General features: G+C 61.5%; 15 protein-coding genes and 3 pseudogenes. 9 read left to right on the top strand and 9 right to left on the bottom strand.

What is annotated here, in order from left to right:
* Positions 1 to 46: 46 nt before the first annotated feature.
* The 6 genes and pseudogenes from HCN58_RS26275 to HCN58_RS26300 form a co-directional block, all read right to left on the bottom strand.
* Positions 47 to 622 carry a hypothetical protein gene (locus HCN58_RS26275; protein ID WP_171582270.1) on the bottom strand — a complete coding sequence of 192 codons (576 nt, stop codon included), beginning with the start codon at positions 620 to 622 and terminating at the stop codon, positions 47 to 49.
* A gap of 31 nt (positions 623 to 653) precedes the next feature.
* Positions 654 to 917: a putative universal stress family protein gene (locus tag HCN58_RS26280; RefSeq protein ID WP_171582271.1), complete on the bottom strand. Its 264-nt coding sequence runs from the start codon at positions 915 to 917 to the stop codon at positions 654 to 656.
* A 241-nt stretch (positions 918 to 1,158) separates the two neighbouring features.
* Positions 1,159 to 2,055, bottom strand: a complete 897-nt coding sequence (locus HCN58_RS26285) for a CHAD domain-containing protein (protein ID WP_171582272.1) — start codon at positions 2,053 to 2,055, stop codon at positions 1,159 to 1,161.
* Positions 2,052 to 3,629: a bifunctional aminoglycoside phosphotransferase/ATP-binding protein gene (locus tag HCN58_RS26290; RefSeq protein ID WP_171582273.1), complete on the bottom strand. Its 1,578-nt coding sequence runs from the start codon at positions 3,627 to 3,629 to the stop codon at positions 2,052 to 2,054. Before HCN58_RS26290 ends, HCN58_RS26285 begins: the two co-directional genes overlap by 4 nt.
* Entirely contained in the window at positions 3,626 to 4,609 is a 984-nt protein-coding gene (locus HCN58_RS26295; RefSeq protein ID WP_171582274.1) for a zinc-dependent alcohol dehydrogenase family protein, read from the bottom strand. The genes HCN58_RS26290 and HCN58_RS26295 overlap by 4 nt, the downstream gene beginning before the upstream one ends.
* A gap of 295 nt (positions 4,610 to 4,904) precedes the next feature.
* Positions 4,905 to 5,015: pseudogene (locus HCN58_RS26300) on the bottom strand (CBS domain-containing protein); the annotation flags it as partial.
* 271 nt (positions 5,016 to 5,286) lie between these two features.
* On the opposite strand from HCN58_RS26300, the pseudogene HCN58_RS26305 reads away from it, so the two are divergent.
* Together HCN58_RS26305 and HCN58_RS26310 are read left to right on the top strand one after the other, a co-directional pair.
* Positions 5,287 to 5,981: pseudogene (locus HCN58_RS26305) on the top strand (helix-turn-helix domain-containing protein).
* A 43-nt stretch (positions 5,982 to 6,024) separates the two neighbouring features.
* The gene (locus HCN58_RS26310) at positions 6,025 to 6,282 is read left to right on the top strand and encodes a hypothetical protein (RefSeq protein WP_171582275.1); all 258 of its coding nucleotides are present in this window, start codon (positions 6,025 to 6,027) and stop codon (positions 6,280 to 6,282) included.
* 221 nt (positions 6,283 to 6,503) lie between these two features.
* Here HCN58_RS26310 and HCN58_RS26315 read toward each other — a convergent pair.
* Positions 6,504 to 6,885 (bottom strand): annotated as a pseudogene (locus HCN58_RS26315) (aminotransferase class III-fold pyridoxal phosphate-dependent enzyme); the annotation flags it as partial.
* A 56-nt stretch (positions 6,886 to 6,941) separates the two neighbouring features.
* On the opposite strand from HCN58_RS26315, the gene HCN58_RS26320 reads away from it, so the two are divergent.
* Together HCN58_RS26320 and HCN58_RS26325 are read left to right on the top strand one after the other, a co-directional pair.
* Positions 6,942 to 7,505, top strand: coding sequence for a DsbA family protein (locus HCN58_RS26320; protein WP_235983905.1), 564 nt, complete (start codon positions 6,942 to 6,944; stop codon positions 7,503 to 7,505).
* Positions 7,506 to 7,589: 84 nt separating this feature from the next.
* Complete coding sequence (locus HCN58_RS26325; protein WP_171582277.1) at positions 7,590 to 8,558, top strand: Bug family tripartite tricarboxylate transporter substrate binding protein; 969 nt, start codon at positions 7,590 to 7,592, stop codon at positions 8,556 to 8,558.
* A 5-nt stretch (positions 8,559 to 8,563) separates the two neighbouring features.
* Here the strand turns inward: HCN58_RS26325 and HCN58_RS26330 are convergent, their stop codons facing one another.
* A complete protein-coding gene (locus HCN58_RS26330) occupies positions 8,564 to 8,857 on the bottom strand; it encodes a PilZ domain-containing protein (protein ID WP_171582278.1) in 294 nt (97 codons plus the stop codon).
* A gap of 303 nt (positions 8,858 to 9,160) precedes the next feature.
* Here HCN58_RS26330 and HCN58_RS26335 point away from each other — a divergent pair, with 303 nt between their 5' ends.
* Together HCN58_RS26335 and HCN58_RS37510 are read left to right on the top strand one after the other, a co-directional pair.
* The gene (locus HCN58_RS26335; RefSeq protein WP_171582279.1) at positions 9,161 to 10,363 is read left to right on the top strand and encodes an acyl-CoA dehydrogenase family protein; all 1,203 of its coding nucleotides are present in this window, start codon (positions 9,161 to 9,163) and stop codon (positions 10,361 to 10,363) included.
* 283 nt (positions 10,364 to 10,646) lie between these two features.
* Entirely contained in the window at positions 10,647 to 10,775 is a 129-nt protein-coding gene (locus HCN58_RS37510; protein ID WP_376701222.1) for a VOC family protein, read from the top strand.
* 281 nt (positions 10,776 to 11,056) lie between these two features.
* Here HCN58_RS37510 and HCN58_RS26345 read toward each other — a convergent pair whose 3' ends face one another.
* Positions 11,057 to 11,806, bottom strand: a complete 750-nt coding sequence (locus tag HCN58_RS26345; RefSeq protein WP_171582281.1) for a Spy/CpxP family protein refolding chaperone — start codon at positions 11,804 to 11,806, stop codon at positions 11,057 to 11,059.
* A gap of 466 nt (positions 11,807 to 12,272) precedes the next feature.
* On the opposite strand from HCN58_RS26345, the gene HCN58_RS26350 reads away from it, so the two are divergent.
* The 3 genes from HCN58_RS26350 to HCN58_RS26360 all read left to right on the top strand — a co-directional run bounded on the left by HCN58_RS26350 (position 12,273) and on the right by HCN58_RS26360 (position 15,591).
* Positions 12,273 to 13,613: an ABC transporter substrate-binding protein gene (locus HCN58_RS26350; RefSeq protein ID WP_171582282.1), complete on the top strand. Its 1,341-nt coding sequence runs from the start codon at positions 12,273 to 12,275 to the stop codon at positions 13,611 to 13,613.
* Positions 13,614 to 13,741: 128 nt separating this feature from the next.
* Positions 13,742 to 14,677, top strand: a complete 936-nt coding sequence (locus HCN58_RS26355; RefSeq protein WP_171582283.1) for a carbohydrate ABC transporter permease — start codon at positions 13,742 to 13,744, stop codon at positions 14,675 to 14,677.
* Complete coding sequence (locus HCN58_RS26360; RefSeq protein WP_171582284.1) at positions 14,677 to 15,591, top strand: carbohydrate ABC transporter permease; 915 nt, start codon at positions 14,677 to 14,679, stop codon at positions 15,589 to 15,591. Before HCN58_RS26355 ends, HCN58_RS26360 begins: the two co-directional genes overlap by 1 nt.

Here is a 15,591-nt window from a genome sequence, read left to right on the forward strand (position 1 = left end):
GCCCGGTGGCAATCCGGCCTCGCCTTTTCTGTCATTGGCAGCCAACTCACAGTTGAGACAGATCAAAGCCCGCCGGGATTAGTGGCGAACTAATGCCCATGCGCATCGGCCAAGACGAACTGTCGCTTGAAGCGAAGGACGCTCGCCCGTTCCGCGCGCGAGCACACATCCGCGACTGGAAGCCGATCAGTTCAGCGAACGGCCGCTGATCAGGTTTGACGTGGTCGTGATCACCTGTCGTCTGGAGGTCTTTCACGGAATGCGCGCCCGCCATTTTCGGGACGAATTCCGTGGGCAGATGCATCTCAGTCCGCGTTCGCTCCAGCATCTCGTCGCCGAGAAACACCAGTTCCTCCAACATCATCTTCTGCGCACCGAGCATGAACTCCAGCGCGCCCTGGTTCAGTTTGGCGGCTTCCGCTTCTGGATTTGCGGCTGTTGGAAATGAACCGGAAGCGGCCCGCTCAGACAACTCTGACATGACAATCTCCGATTTCTGAATTTCCACCGAAAGCGATTCGGCTTTGGACCGAACATTGAGGTGCATCAAACTGGCGTTATTGCGACCGCAGGCCTCGTCACAAGGAGACGCGACAAGGAACTCACGGAAACGAAAGGTCACATCCCCCTGCCCACCAGGGATCAATCCGACATCAGCGCGGGACGCTCATCGAGCCGAACATGCCCCGCGTGACGCCGCCGAGAATTCGTTCCTGCAGGCGCGAATGGCCGTACCCGCCCATCACCAGGAGCCCAATATTGCTTTCGGCCGCAATCGACAAACTGGTGCCTTGGACGTTGCCGCGATCCGCCGTCAGCCTTTGGACCCGCGCTGCGATGCCGCGCCGGGCCAAATGGCTGACGAGTGGGTCCGAGGATGCTTTACCTGCTTCCTCGTTGACCGCAATTATGGTCACGCCTTCGCAGCCATCAGACGTGGTATCGCATCGCGCACCGCACGGGCCGCAAGGCGGCTTCAGCGGGAATCGCCGTGAAGGTCCTGGTGCTGCAGGCGATGTTGGCGAACTTGGCCCCGATCTCTGGCTTACGGCCCCGCGCCGCGGGTTGCTGCCAGCAAAGTAGCTGGCTGGCGGACGACGGAAGTTGAAGCAAGTCAAACTCGGACAATGTCCGGCGAGAGCGCTGCGAACGATGCCGTCAGCAGGCTCTGGCGTGGCTTAGCTCACGATAAGACGCGACGGCGACGCCGACCAGCTTTTCCCTTCGACGGCGATAGTCCGGCGGGTACGCCTTACTCCGTTTACGGCTTTCGGCCTGTCGCAACCCACTGGCAAGGCCAGCGAAACGCTTGAGGTCGCGGAGGTCGCCCAATGCGCGTTGCAGTCGCTTTGCCGGCCGGTGCAGGTGAAGCAATTCGCCGCGGCTCCACAGCGCTACGATTCCCGTGAGCCCTTCCAGCATGTAGCGGAAGCGTTTGACCTTGATCCGCAGCCGGTGACGGCGCGACGCTCCCAGCGCCTTCAGGCGGCGTCCCTTGCGGATCAAGCGTTCGTGCCAACGGTTGAGTTCGCGAGCGCAATAGAATTGCAGAGCCTCCGCCTCCTTATTCCGCTTGCACCGCGCTAGCCACGCTCCCTGTCTGATCCAGTCTGCGACTGCCGAGATCAGGCGCTGCGTCCGAACGGAGCGCAGACTGCGAACCAGGCGACGGTGATCCCGCGTCTGGCACTGATCGACCTGCCTAATGATGTGCTCCGCCCAGGAGCGGTAACGCTTGCGGCGCGCATATTCGACAAGGACGTCGCTGTCGCGCGCGGCGCCGAGCGAGCCATTCAGCCAGGCGATTTCCTTTTTCAGACGCAGCCATTCCGCATCGACCACGATCGGCGCGAAGAACGCCACAGCGGCGCGCAACCGTGTGATCGCGACGCGGATCTGATGCACTGCCTCGGCATCGCCGGCGCATGCGCTGCTATGCTGGGCCTTCATAGCCGCGACGCAGTCGAGCGCGATCGCCTGGAATGCGGCTGCACAATCGAGACTCGCCGCAGAGGTCTTGTGCAGGCCGGAAGTTCTGGTTGGACGGCCACTCATGGTCGAGGCTGGTCCGGCACCAAAGGCAGGAAAACGCGGGCATTGCACAGCGACTGTTCCGGTGTCCCCGAGGCATCGATCATATGCCATTTTACCGCGCCGATTGCGAAAGTCTCCTGCTTCAGGGCGACACTCCGTGTCGCATCGGACGCATCGCCCTTGCGCTGCTCGATCCGCGCCAGCCGCGTCGCAAGATCGGTCGTCAGAAAAAGGCCGACGAAGCGCGCGCTGTGTGTGGCCGCGAGACTCTCGATTTCCGTCCGTTCCGCCTCCTGCAGATAGGCGGCATCGAGCGCAACCGAACAGCCTTGGATGAGCACACGTTGCGCAGTGCTCGAAAGCGCGGCGTATACTCGCTCCGTCGTATCAGACTGATAGGCAGATTCCGGCAGAGCGGTGGTTTCGCTAGTACCTAACAGGCACTTGCGGACGACATCCGAGCGCACGATGAGCGCCCCGGGTGGAGGCTCAATCAGACCTGCGAGTCCGCGTGCAAGCACCGACTTCCCCGTCCCCGACAACCCGCCGATCGCCACCAGTATCGGCGGCTTGGGCGCAATGAGACGTCCAGCCAGATCGAAGTAGCGCTTTGCCTCTTGCCACACTGCGTCGCTCTCTCCGGCATGTTCGCTCTTCACGAACAGCACATGTGCGCGGATCGCTGCCCGCATCGACAAGAACAGCGGCAGCAGGCGCAGGCCGTCAAAATCTTTTTCCCCCGCCTGCGCAAGGTAACCATTGAACACCGCGTTTGCCGCCGCGCTTTGATTGAAATGAATCAGATCCATCAGCGTAAATGCAAAATCGTAGAGAATATCCGTCGTGGCGATGACCGGATTGAATTCGATGGCATCGAACAGCAGGGGCTTGCCGTCCACCAATGCAACGTTGGCAAGATGTAGGTCGCCGTGGCAACGGCGCACGAACCCCTGGCCGGCGCGCTCTCTGAGCAGCGGCTGTAATGTCGTTACAGCACCGCGGCTGGCGGCATCGAGTTGCTCGATGGCAGCGGAATCAAGTCCGCGCACGGTTCGAAACTTTACGGTATTGCGGTCGATGATGGGTAGGATGGAGGCAAGCCAACCTTTGCCGTCGTCGCGCGGCGCCCGGTCGTGGGACCGCAGAACCGCATCGGCCACGGCCGTCGCAAGCGATGGATCGATCGTCTTCGATGCAGCGATACGGTCGAGCGACTGCTTCTCGTCGAACCGCGTCATTTCGACCGCCCATTCGACCGCGGTGCCTGAGCCGCCGATTTCGAGGTCGCCATCGGAATTGCGCGTGATGGGAACAACGCGTCGGTAGAGCTGGGGAGCGTTGCCGGCGTTGACCTTCAATTCCTCCTCGCAGGCATTCTTGCGCTTCTCCAATGTCGAGTAATCCAGGAACGGCAAACGCACGGCACGCTTAATCTTCAATGCCCGATCAGCTCCGAGAAAAACTATGGAGGCGTGGGTATCGATCCGCTTACCGCCCCCCGCCGGGCCAAAGCTGGAACTATCGAGGAAATCGAGCACGTGCTGCTGGTTGTCAGCCTCCGCTGCGGCAGCGTCGGCGGGCGGTCGCACAGTCATGGCTGCAGCACGGCGGCCCCGGTGATCTGCCCGGCGCGCAGCTTCGAGAGGACTTCATTCGCTTCCTGCAACGGAAACACGCTGGTGTGCGTCCTGATGCCGGCTTGCGCCGCGACCTTGAAAAACGCGATGCCGTCGTTTCGCGTAAGATTGGCGACCGACACAAGCTGCCGCTCCTGCCAGAGCAAATGATAAGGGAACGAGGAAATGTCCGACATGTGAATGCCGGCGCAGACCACGCGCCCGCCTTTGCGCACCGCGCGCAACGCCAATGGCACCAGGGAGCCCACCGGCGCGTAGATGATAGCTGCGTCGAGCGGCGCCGGAGGCCGGTCCTCCGACCCGCCGGTCCATTCGGCGCCGAGCGATATTGCAAGGCGCTGCGCCGCGACGTCGCCCGAACGGGTGAATGCATAGACCGAACGCCCCTGCCAGCGAGCCACCTGCGCGATGATGTGACCGGCCGCACCAAAGCCGAAGATGCCGAGATGCTTTCCATCGCCCGCCATCACCAGCGAGCGCCAACCGATCAGGCCTGCGCACAGCAGAGGAGCGACAGCGACGTCGTCGTCGGCCTCGCCGAGCGGAAAGCAATACCTGCCATCCGCGACCAGGTGCGTGGCAAAGCCGCCGTCGCGCGTGTAACCGGTGAAGCGCGGGCGATCGCAAAGGTTTTCGCGGCCGCTCCGACAGTAAGGACATTCACCGCAGGTATAACCGAGCCAGGGAACGCCGACCCTTTCGCCGATCCTAGGAGACGTCACGCCGGGACCAACAGCTTCCACCCGACCGACCACCTCGTGGCCGGGAACGATTGGATAGGCAATGTCAGGCAATTCTCCGTCGACAACGTGCAAATCGGTCCGGCATACGCCGCAGGCGCCGACCGTAACACGCACTTCGCCGGTCCCGGGTACCGGATCCTCGCGCAGCTCAAACCGCAATGGCGCGCCGGGCGCTTTCAGGACCATGGCGTGCATTTCGTTCGATATCCTCACGCAGTGTATGCAGTCTATCCGCTGCGAACGGGTGACGCTTGATCCTCGTCAATCGAACCCGTGCGAACTTTCCCTAACATGGCTACGTCGGGAGCGCTGCGCCAGCTGCGGCGTTCTGCCATTTCTTGACAGCATGGAACAGGAGATCGCCAAATGCGCGCCCATCAGATTATGACCAGGTCCGTCATCACGATCACAGCGAATTTGGAATCGTTCGAAGACGCGCGACGCGGCAAAGCGGGTCAGGTGCGCCGGCACTTCCCGCCAGAGGAACGACCTACCTGCGCGCGCTCTCGGTCAAGGCGCGCATGATGTCCTCCCGCGCGATGATCCCGACCAACCGCTGCTCGGCGTCAAGCACGGGCAGACTCTTCATCCGGTGGTCCACCGTTGATGAAGCTCGGAGCACTCGATTTTCTTGAAAAACCATTCGAGGACGACCGGCTGATTGGCCTGGTCGAGACCGTCCTAGCGCAGAGCGAAAGCGGGTCGAAAAGCGAGGCGTTGTCGGCCGACATGGCTGCTCGCGTCGCCAGCCTTACCCAGCACGGACGCCAGGTGATGCAGGGATTGGTGACGGGGCAATCGAACAATGTAATCGCCCACGACAGGCGGCATCCTCGATACACCAATGCCATCCCGCATCGAGGAGATGCAAAATGCTCACCCAGACGATCACCGCCCCGGCGGTCCCGGCAGAGCTTACCCTACCCTACGCGCCCAGAATGTTCCGGCCATCGACCAGTTCAGCGTGATCGCGACCTGCGCGGGGGGCTTGCCAGCGAGTTTTCCTACCGGAAAGACGAGGAAATCTACGGCGAGGGCGAGCCCTCGTTGTATGTCTACCAGGTAGTCCGCGGTGCAGTTCGCATCTACAAGCTGCTCAGCGACCGACGGCGCCAGATCGGCGCGTTCCATCTGCCCGGCGACGTGTTCGGCCTCGATGCCGGTTCGACCCACCGCCTGACCGCTGAAGGGATCGCCGACACCACCGCCCGTCTGGTGAAGCGCCGCAGCCTGGAAGCCCCGCCGGATCGAATGTCGAGGTCGCCCATAACCTCTGGACCATGACCGCAAGCGATCTCCGGGCCGAGGATGACATGCCGCTTCTGGGCCGCAAGACTGCAATGGAAAAAGCTGCCACTTTCCTGCTGGAAGTGGATCGCAGGCTCACCAGGGCGGGCATGGTGGCCCTGCCGATGTGCCGCCGCGCATCGGCGACTGTCTCGGCCTGACGCTGGAAACCGTTTCGCGGGCGCTTTCGCAGCTCAGCGACCAGGGCATTCTGGTGTTTTCGAGCGCACATCAAATCGTGCTGCGCAACCGCCAGCGGCTGGCGGACATGGACGCCTGAGAGTAAGCTGGGCGACAGGATGCCGGAAGGATGGGAGTGCAAGATGAACAATTATCGCGTCTCCTTCTACAAGGACCTCTGTAATTCCGACGGCCACAGCTTCAAGTGCCTGCAACGCCAGATCGAAGTGCAATCGGTCGGCCCCTCGCAGGCGCTGGTGTTGGCGGAGCGGTTGGTCGACAACGAACGCCTCAATGCCGATTGCGTCGAGGTCATGCATCTGGCGGGCCATGACGAGTTCGAACATCCGGCCTGCTATACGCCCGCCCCCGGCAAGCACGCATGGAACCGTGTTGCGTGATGAGCAAACCGCGACGTAAATCGAAGCCTCGCGGCCTGCGTGGTGCCGGCGATCGGCTGTTCTGCCGCGCTCGTTGTCAGGGCAGGCGTACCGGCTAGTTTACGGGGCATTTTTATTTGATGCTCACAAGTCCGAATTGGCCCAGGTCGATGCCGACGACCTCTCGATTGGACCTCGCTTCCAATTCGCGGACAGCCGTGCGAGGCCGCGTGCAGCGCCTCGATCGCCTTGCTCCAGGCGCAGAGGTCTGGACGCACGCCGAGCGCTTCCCAGCTCCCTGGTATCGAGACGCAGGCCGGCGCGCACTTCGTCGATGATCAATGCGGCGTCAGCCGCGTCGCATGCCGCCCGCGGCTGCCGCCAGTTCCCTCGTCGGCAGTTCGAGATCACGCCCCCATGTCATGGCGGAAGGCTGTCACCAGAATCGCAGCGAGATCCCCTGCCCGCTTCCTCGACCGCCGCCCGCAGGCTTTGCACATCATTGTACTCGAAGTGCACAAGATGCGCGCGGTCCTCGGCGGTCACGCCCGCAATGCTCGGCGAGCACCATGGCAGCGCGCTGTGATAGCTGCCACGCGCGACCAGCACCTTGCGGCGTCCGGTGCCGGCGCAGGTTCCCGGCAAGCGGTGCCTTCTCGCTCGCCTTTGCGGGCTCCGCGTTGGCGCAAAGCGCGATTGCCGCCGACGTCGCCAAACCGGTATCCCTCCCCGACATCGCCATCGGATCCGCGAAGGCGCCGGTGACCATCACCGAATATTCTTCGATGAGCTGTCCGCATTGCGCGGCTTTCGGCCAGAATGTCTTTCCGATGCTGCGTTCGAAATTTATCGACACCGGCAAGGTACGCTTCGTATTCCGCGAATTTCCGCTCGACATCAAGGCCGCCGCAGCTTCGATACTGGCGCGCTGCGCCGGCAAGGGCGATTCCGAAAAATACCTCAGCGCAGTCGAGACCCTGTTCAAACTGCAGGAACGCCTGATGGCGAAGGCCAAGGATATGCTGATCTATGTCGGCAAACTGCACGGAATGACCGAGCAGGAAGTCGAGGCCTGCGAGCAAGATCAGGCACAATTCGACAAGCTTACCGCCGACCAGCAATACGCCTATAAGGAATTGAAGGTCACATCGACGCCGACATTCTTTCTCAACGGAGTGCGGCTGCACGGCGCGATGTCGTTCGAGGAGCTGGAAGCACGGCTCAAGCCGCTGTTGAAGAAGTAACGGCCGCAGGCGGTCGCAATAGCTCTTGTCCGGCGTCGCCGCCTCGCCGATGATGGCTCCAACAAACATATTGGGGAGACCGCCATGGCCGCGGCTTTGCGGGTATTGTTGGCAGCCGCGTGGCTGCTGTCCGGCGTCGTGGCGCCATTGGCGCAAAACTATCCGAGCAGACCGGTGCGCGTCGTGGTCGGCTTTCCCGCCGGAGGACCCACCGATGCCATCGCCCGGATCGTGGCGCAGAAGCTCTCCGACAATCTCGGCCAGCAGTTCTTCGTCGAGAACATCGGCGGCGCCGGCGGTAATACCGCGGCAGGCCAGGTCGCGCGCGCGACGCCGGATGGCTACACTATCATGGCGATCAGCACCGGTTTCGTCGTCAATCCCAGCCTCTATGCCAAGGTGCCATATGATCCGGTCAAGGATTTCGCGCCGGTGACGCTGGTCGCGGTTTCTCCGAATGTCGTGGTGGTCAACCCGCAGGTGCCGGCCAAAACGCTGCCGGAACTGGTGCAGCTCGTCAGGGACAATCCCGCCAAATACAGTTTTGCCGGCCCCGGCGTCGGATCGACACCGCATCTGGGCGGCGAGCTGTTCCGGCTGGCTTTCAAGCTGGACTTGGTCCACGTCCCTTTCACGGGCGCTGCCCCGGCCATTCAGGCGACGGTCGGAGGGCACACGCCGATTGCCTTTACAGCGCTGCCGCCGGCTCTCTCGGCGGTGCAGAGCGGACAATTGCGCGCGCTCGGCGTGGCTTCGAGCGAACGGGCCGCAGGCCTGCCCGACGTGCCGACCTTCGCCGAACAGGGCGTGAAGGATCAGGAGGCCGATACGCTCACCGGGATCGTCGCCCCCGCAGGGACACCGCAAGAAATCGTCGATTTGCTCTACCGCGAGATCGCCAGGATCGTCGCACAGCCGGATGTGAAGGAGCGTCTCACCGTGCTCGGCTTCAAGCCGGTCGCGAACACGCCAGACCAGTTCGGCGCGCGCATCAAGTTGGAGATAGATAAATGGGGCAAAGTGGTGCGCGATGCTAAGCTAAGGATCGAGTAGAACGCCTATCGTCCGTCTCCGCATTGCGATTCTTCCGCAACATCGGCATTCGCGATCTTGATGAAGGTCAGGCCGACACGATTCTTCTGGATCCATGCTACCCGGCATTCATGCACAATCGAGGGATCCTTGGCCATCACCAGACGAAAATGCCGCGGGACGAAGGCCTGGTTGTCGACATCGATTGCCGCGCCCTCGCGCGAGATGTTCCGCACCACGCAGCGCATCACGGAACCGCCCGACGAAACATAGGCAGGCTCCTCCATCTCCGTTCGCGGAAATTTTCGCCTCTCTTCCATTCCGTCCGTCCCGCCTCGGATCGATTCCGGCCAAGCCGCAAGGCTAGCGCAAAACCTTAAACAAAGTCGGACACGTGTGCCGCAGCGTTCGCCGAACGGCCGGAACAGGCGTCGTCAGCCGACGGGTTAAAATCGTTTCACGCAGTCCACGCGATTGCCGCGCCCCATTGTGCAGAGCGGCACGAAATCCCAAATCGCATATTCGCAGATATGCTCCGCCTCGCTATGGACTTGCCGATCGCGACGATGGCGCGATAGCCTTATCCACTGATAACTGGCACGCGAACGCGATAACCGGCGGGCATGGCCTTGGATACACTGATTGCAAACTCTGCCGATCTCGCGGGCGACCAGTCAGTAATCGCCCGGGCCGAGGCCATACGTGCTGACGTCGCGGCAGTTTCCGACGATATCGAGACCGCGCGCCGGCTCCCGCCCGTACTGCTCGACAAGCTGCATGACGCGCAATTGTTTCGTCTGTTGCTGCCTCGCTCAACCAACGGGATCGAGACCGATCCGGTGACTTTTTTTCACGTCATCGAAACCATTGCCAAAGCCGATGCTTCCACCGCCTGGTGCCTCAGCCAGGCCGGTGGTTGCGCGATGTCGGCGGCCTATCTCGATCTGCCAGTGGCGCAGGCGATATTCGGCGATCCGCGCGCGGTATTGGCATGGGGGCCCGGCCCCAAGGTTCGCGCGGTCGAATGCGAAGGCGGCTACAGGGTAACCGGCGTATGGTCCTTTGCATCTGGCGGCCGACATGCGACCTGGCTCGGCGCGCACTGCCCGATTTACGCCGCCGACGGTTCGCGCAGATACGACGCCAATGGAGCTCCGCTCGAGCGCACCATGCTGGTACGCGCTGAAGACGTCGAGTGGACCGACATCTGGAATACCGTGGGCTTGCGCGGCACCGCCAGCGATCAGTTCGCGCTCAACGACTTCTTCGTGCGCGCGGACCATTCGATTACGCGTGAGTTCGACCGGGAATGCCGCGAGCGCGGCCCGCTCTACCGCATGAGCAACCACACCTGCTATCAGGTCGGCTTTGCCGGTGTCGCCTGCGGCATCGCCCGCACCGCCCTCGACAACTTCGTCGATACAATGCGCAACAAGGTGCCGCGTGGCGCGAAGATTTCCTTGCGGGACAATGCCGTGGTCCAGTGCAACCTCGCCCAGGCGGAAGTCAATCTCCGGGCCGCGCGGGGCTACGTGTTGCAATCGATGGCCGACACCTGGAAGGATCTCACCGCGGGCGCCACCATCACGGTCGCGCAGCGCATGAACATCCGGATGGCCTCGACCCATGCCATCCACAAGGCGCGCGAGGCGGTCGACTTTGCCTACAATGCCGCAGGCGCCACGGCGATCTTCGAGAACCATCCGCTGGAGCGCCGGTTCCGCGACATCCATACCGTGACCCAGCAGTTGCAAGGCCAGCTCAGGCATTTTGAGACCGTCGGCGCCTGGATGATGGGTGTCGATACGGACCTCAGCTTTGTTTAGGGAGAGCGACCATGGGACTTGGCGGACTACAGCACTACACCATGGAGCCCGCCGATCTCGAGCGCACCGAGGATTTCTATTGCGATGTGCTCGGGCTGGAGAATGGCGACCGGCCGCCGCTCGATTGTCCCGGCTATTGGCTCTATTCCGGCGGAACGGCCACGGTGCACCTGATGGGCAGACGGAAGCCGCGCGAGGGCATCGTCGTCCGCGGCACCGAGAAGAAGTATGAAGATACCGGCCGGCTTGACATATCGCCTTTGCCGCCACCGATGTCGAGGGCATGCGCCGGCGCCTGCAGTCGAAAGGCGTCAAATTCCGCGAAAGCATCGTGCCGCGCACCGGCGATACCCAGTTCTTCCTCCATGATCCCGATGGCGTCGGCGTCGAACTGAACTTTCGGAAAGCTTAGCCCTTGCGGCGCATGCCCGACCTCGATCGCCTGCGTCCAGACCGACCGCGATGCTGCGACGCCGGGACGCACATGATGTTGCGGAGCAACACCGCCCGTCAAAGAATGAAGTTCCCGACAACGCCGCAAGTCAGTCACGACTAAGGCGCGAGTTCGTCCGGTTTTCTTCATCATTGCAATGAGATTGGAGGAGCCGCGCCGCTGCGGCAGAATAGCCGGGTGCCGCGCCTTTCCACCTACCCCAGGGCATGCGTGCCCGGCTATTCGTCCAGCCGATCCGCCTAATCGAGCCCACGCTCGTGGCTCAGGTTGACCATTTCCTGAATGAAGACCGCCTTTTGCTTGTCGTTCAGGCTGGCAAACAGCGGCTCGGCGGCATCGGCCACGTTGCGCTGATCGACGGCGCGATCATTGAGAAATTGGGCCTCATTGCGCATCTGCTCGATGATGTCGTCGGGAGGATCGCGCTTGGCGCGCGCAACACGCAGGTTGAGCCGGTCGGCGCCGTTATGACCGAGATAGTGCATCGCACTGTTGAACGCAGCCCAGTGCTTCTCCTGCTCGGGCGTGAGATCTAGCTCCTTCTTGATCCGCTCGATATTGGCGTCGCTGTTGGCGACGATCTGTTCGGCCGTCAGTTGCGGCGCACCGGCCTGGGTCAGGACGGCCGGTTGCTGTTGCTGCTGCTTCGCAGTCTTGGTCGCCTTGGTCCCCTTGGACGGCTTCGACGTTTCACCCTGCTTGGATGCCTCGCCTTGCTTGGCATCCTTTGTCGCAGGTACCTGTCCGCCCTTGTTATTGTTGCCCCCGGTCAGAACGCCGGTGACACCCGTGACCACCCCGACGACGCCGCCGATCGCTCCGCCCAGCACGCCGCCGACCGGCCCCGCAGCCTTGTTGCCCTCGCGCGCTCCTTGCTGCACGCCCTGCACCAACCCTTGCGCGTTCGCGGGCGCAGGCGCCTCAAAAGCCAGCATGGCGACGGCGCCAAGCGCAAAACGCATTCGTGCAATTTGCAAACGACGGATCATTTATCGGGTCTCCATAGCGATCGAGAAATTCGGCACGCGCAGTCGCTCTGGGCTGCCGAGAATCCTTCTCAGCCTAAACTATCGTTTCGGCCCCGAACTCGTCCACCGTTGCGCCGGCGGGTTCCACGACAGAAACATCTTTCGCAGCGAAGGAGTTACGCGCGCCACGGCTTGACCGCGGCGCAATCGCGCACCATCGCCACAGGAATCGAAAACTAGAGTGTGCGGCGCAATATGCCCGCGCCCATTATTTACGATCCCAACGACTGGCATCGTCGCTCCGGCTGCCCGGAATTTCCACGCAACGTTAGTTCAATGACGGCGGCCGCTCTGTTTTCTCGACAGATGCAAACAATTCTGGTCTGATCCAACTACTAAATCTTCGCTGGCCAGCCGTCTTTGCGGTCGACGTCAGACGAGGACAAAAAACAAGAAGCAAAATCTGGCTCAGCAAAGAGGAAACGCCATGTCACGCAGGAAGCTTTCTCGCCGACAATTCGTTGCTGCGACAGCGCTATCATCCGCAGCCCTCATCACCGCGCCCTATGTGCGCGGCGCCTACGCCGCCGGCACGTTGTCGATCGGCCTCTGGGACCACTGGGTTCCTGGCGCCAATAAGGCCTCAACCGATCTCGTCAATGAATGGGCCGAGAAGGAGAAGGTCGAAGTCAAGATCGACTACATCACCAGCAACGGCAGGAAGAACGAGATCACGATCGCAGCCGAGGCGCAGGCCAAATCCGGGCACGACATCCTGGCAATGCCGACCTGGTGGCCGCACGCCCAAACCGAGCTGCTCGAGCCGATGAACGACGTCATGACGCCGCTGATTGCACAGAACGGCGCGGTCAACGACACCGTGAAATATCTCGGCCAACTCGATGGCAAATGGCATGCTGTGCCGTTCTGCATCGGCAGCCAGATCAAAGGGCCCTGCAGCCGCATCGACCTCATGAAGAAATTCGCCAATATCGACGTGCAAGAGATGTATCCGGCGGGCTCCCAGCCCAAAGCGGACAATTGGACGATGGAGACATTCCTGAAGGCCGCGGAAGCCTGCCACAAGGGCGGCGTTCCCTTCGGAATCGGCCTGGGCGAAACTTCGGACTCCGTCGACACGGCAGGCGCGATCTTCCAGTCGTTCGGAGCGCAGCTTGTCGATGCCAAGGGCAACCTGACGGTCAAGACCGACGAGGTGCGGCAGGCGCTCGAATACTACAAGAAACTGATCGCCTTCCTGCCGCCTGACGCCGGGGCATGGGACGATGCCTCAAACAACAGGTGGTTAGTGTCCGGCAAAGGTGCCTTGATCATGAACCCGCCGAGCGCATGGGCTGTCGCCAAGCGCGATGCGCCGCAGATCGCCGAACAGTGCTGGACGCACGGTTTTCCGAAGGGACCGAAGGGCCGCTTTGCACCGCATCTACCCTACTTTCTGGCGGTGTGGAACTTCTCCAAGAACAAGGCAGCCGCGAAGAGCCTCATTACGCACCTTTCGCAGCCGACCTCGATTGAGAAACTCGTTGCAGCCAGCGGCGGATACGACCTGCCGGCATACGAGAAACTCACGACGCTGAAGACCTGGGCCGAGGAAGCGCCGCCAAAGGGCACGCTCTATCACTACCCCAATCCGTACAACCATCAGATCTTGTCGATCGCTGCGTCGCCGGCCCCGCCGAAGGTGGCCCAGCAGATCTATGTGCAGGCCACGTTGACCAAAATGTGCCTGCGCCACGGTCAGGGGGAAAAGATGGAAAGCACGCTAGCCTGGGCAGAAGGTGAGTGCGAAGGCTTCATGCGGAGTTGAAGCGAAGGATTTCGCCGCGGCGGCCATTCGAGTGCACCGCCGCGGCGCGGGTTCATTACTGCATCAGCACACCAGGGGGCCTGCAGGCGCGGGCTTCTCGGTGATACATCCCGCGAGGACGATGCGTCATGGTCGATGTCACATTTCAATCGAGTCGCGTTGCTGGTGCTGGGACGCGAAAGCGCACCAGTCTGCGAGCGGCGATGAAGCGAAAGTCCACTGCGGCTTTCCTGATGACCCTGCCACTTATTCTCCTGATCGCAATTCTGGTTCTTTATCCGGCTTTCTATTCGCTACATCTGGCAACCCTGAACAAGTCGATGCAGCGCTTCGTTGGTTTCGGCAATTTTGAGTTCCTGTTCAAGCGCCAGACATTTTGGCTGGTCGTACAGCAATCCTGCATCTTCGCGATCACGGCTGTGGCCTTCAAGGCGCTGATCGGCTTTATTGTCGCGCACTTTGTCCACAACATTCCGGCCAAGGGTCAACGCAAGTGGCGCGGAATGCTGCTGGTACCGTGGGTCATTCCGCCGGCGATGAGCACGCTCGCCTGGCTGTGGCTGTTCGACCCCTCCTACAGTGCCTTTAACTATACCCTTTCGTTCTTCGGCATCGGTCCAATCCCCTGGACCGGCGATGCGGCCTGGGCACGTTTTTCGGTCATCCTGGTCAACGTCTGGTTTGGTGCGCCATTCTTCATGATCATGTACCTGGCCTCACTGAAGTCGGTGCCCGAGCAGCTTTATGAGGCGGCGGCGATCGACGGCGCCAATTGGTGGCAACGGATCTGGTACGTGACGCTGCCGATGATGCGCAACATCATCGCGATCACGACGCTATTCTCGCTGATCGTGACCTTCGCGAACTTCGATATCGTCCGCATCCTGACCGCCGGTGGCCCGCTGGATCATACGCATATCTTCGCGACCTGGGCCTTCCGCCTTGGCATCGAGGGCGGGGACATCCCGCTCGGCGCCAGTGTCTCGCTGTTCATGTTTCCGATACTTGCGATCGCGGCGATCTTCATCCTCCGTGACATCAACAAACGCGGGAATGAAGCCTGATGGCCAGTACAGTTGTAATCGACAAGGGTGCGCCAACCCGCAAAGTCAAATATGGCAGCATGAGCCGCGACCGGGCCTGGGCGCTGCGCTGGTCGTACTTCTTTCTTATCGTATTCGCGATCTTCTCGCTGGTACCGCCACTCTATATGCTGATCACCTCGCTTAAGAGCAGCGCCGAGATTTCGGCGGCAACGAATCCTTGGTGGGTATTTCATCCGACGCTGTCGAACTACATCGAGCTTCTGACATCGAATCAATTCCTGACGTTCTTCTGGAACTCGGCGTGGGTATCGATCGTGGTGGTGACGATCACGATGCTGATAAGCGTGCCAGCGGCTTTCGCGCTGTCTCGCATGCGGTTCTGGGGGTCGGCGACGCTCGCGACCGGCGTGTTCCTGACCTACCTGATCCCAGATACGCTGTTGTTTCTGCCGCTCTTCAAGATGTTTGCGGCGTTTGGCGATTGGACCGGGATTCCGCTGATCAACCGATGGTATGTGCTTCTGATCGTCTATCCGACGCTCACGGTGCCGTTCTGCACCTGGATCATGATCGGTTACTTCGCATCCATCCCCAAGGAGCTCGACGAGGCTGCCATCATCGATGGCGCGTCGTGGTTTCAGACGTTGACGCGCATCTTCATTCCAGTCGCGATGCCCGGTCTGATCGCGGCAACCATCTTCGCGTTCACCGTGTCATGGGCGCAATTCCTCTATCCGCTGGTGTTCACCACCTCCACTGACCAGCTGGTGCTGCCGGTCGGCATCATCACGACGCTTATCAAGGGCGACGTGTTCAATTGGGGACAGATCATGACTGGCGCCCTGCTCGGCGCGGCCCCGCCGCTCATTATCTACGCGTTCCTGATGGACTATTACATTGCCGGACTGACCGCCGGTGCGACAAAGGGTTGA

This window comes from Bradyrhizobium australiense (assembly GCF_013114825.1).
GTDB lineage: Bacteria > Pseudomonadota > Alphaproteobacteria > Rhizobiales > Xanthobacteraceae > Bradyrhizobium > Bradyrhizobium australiense.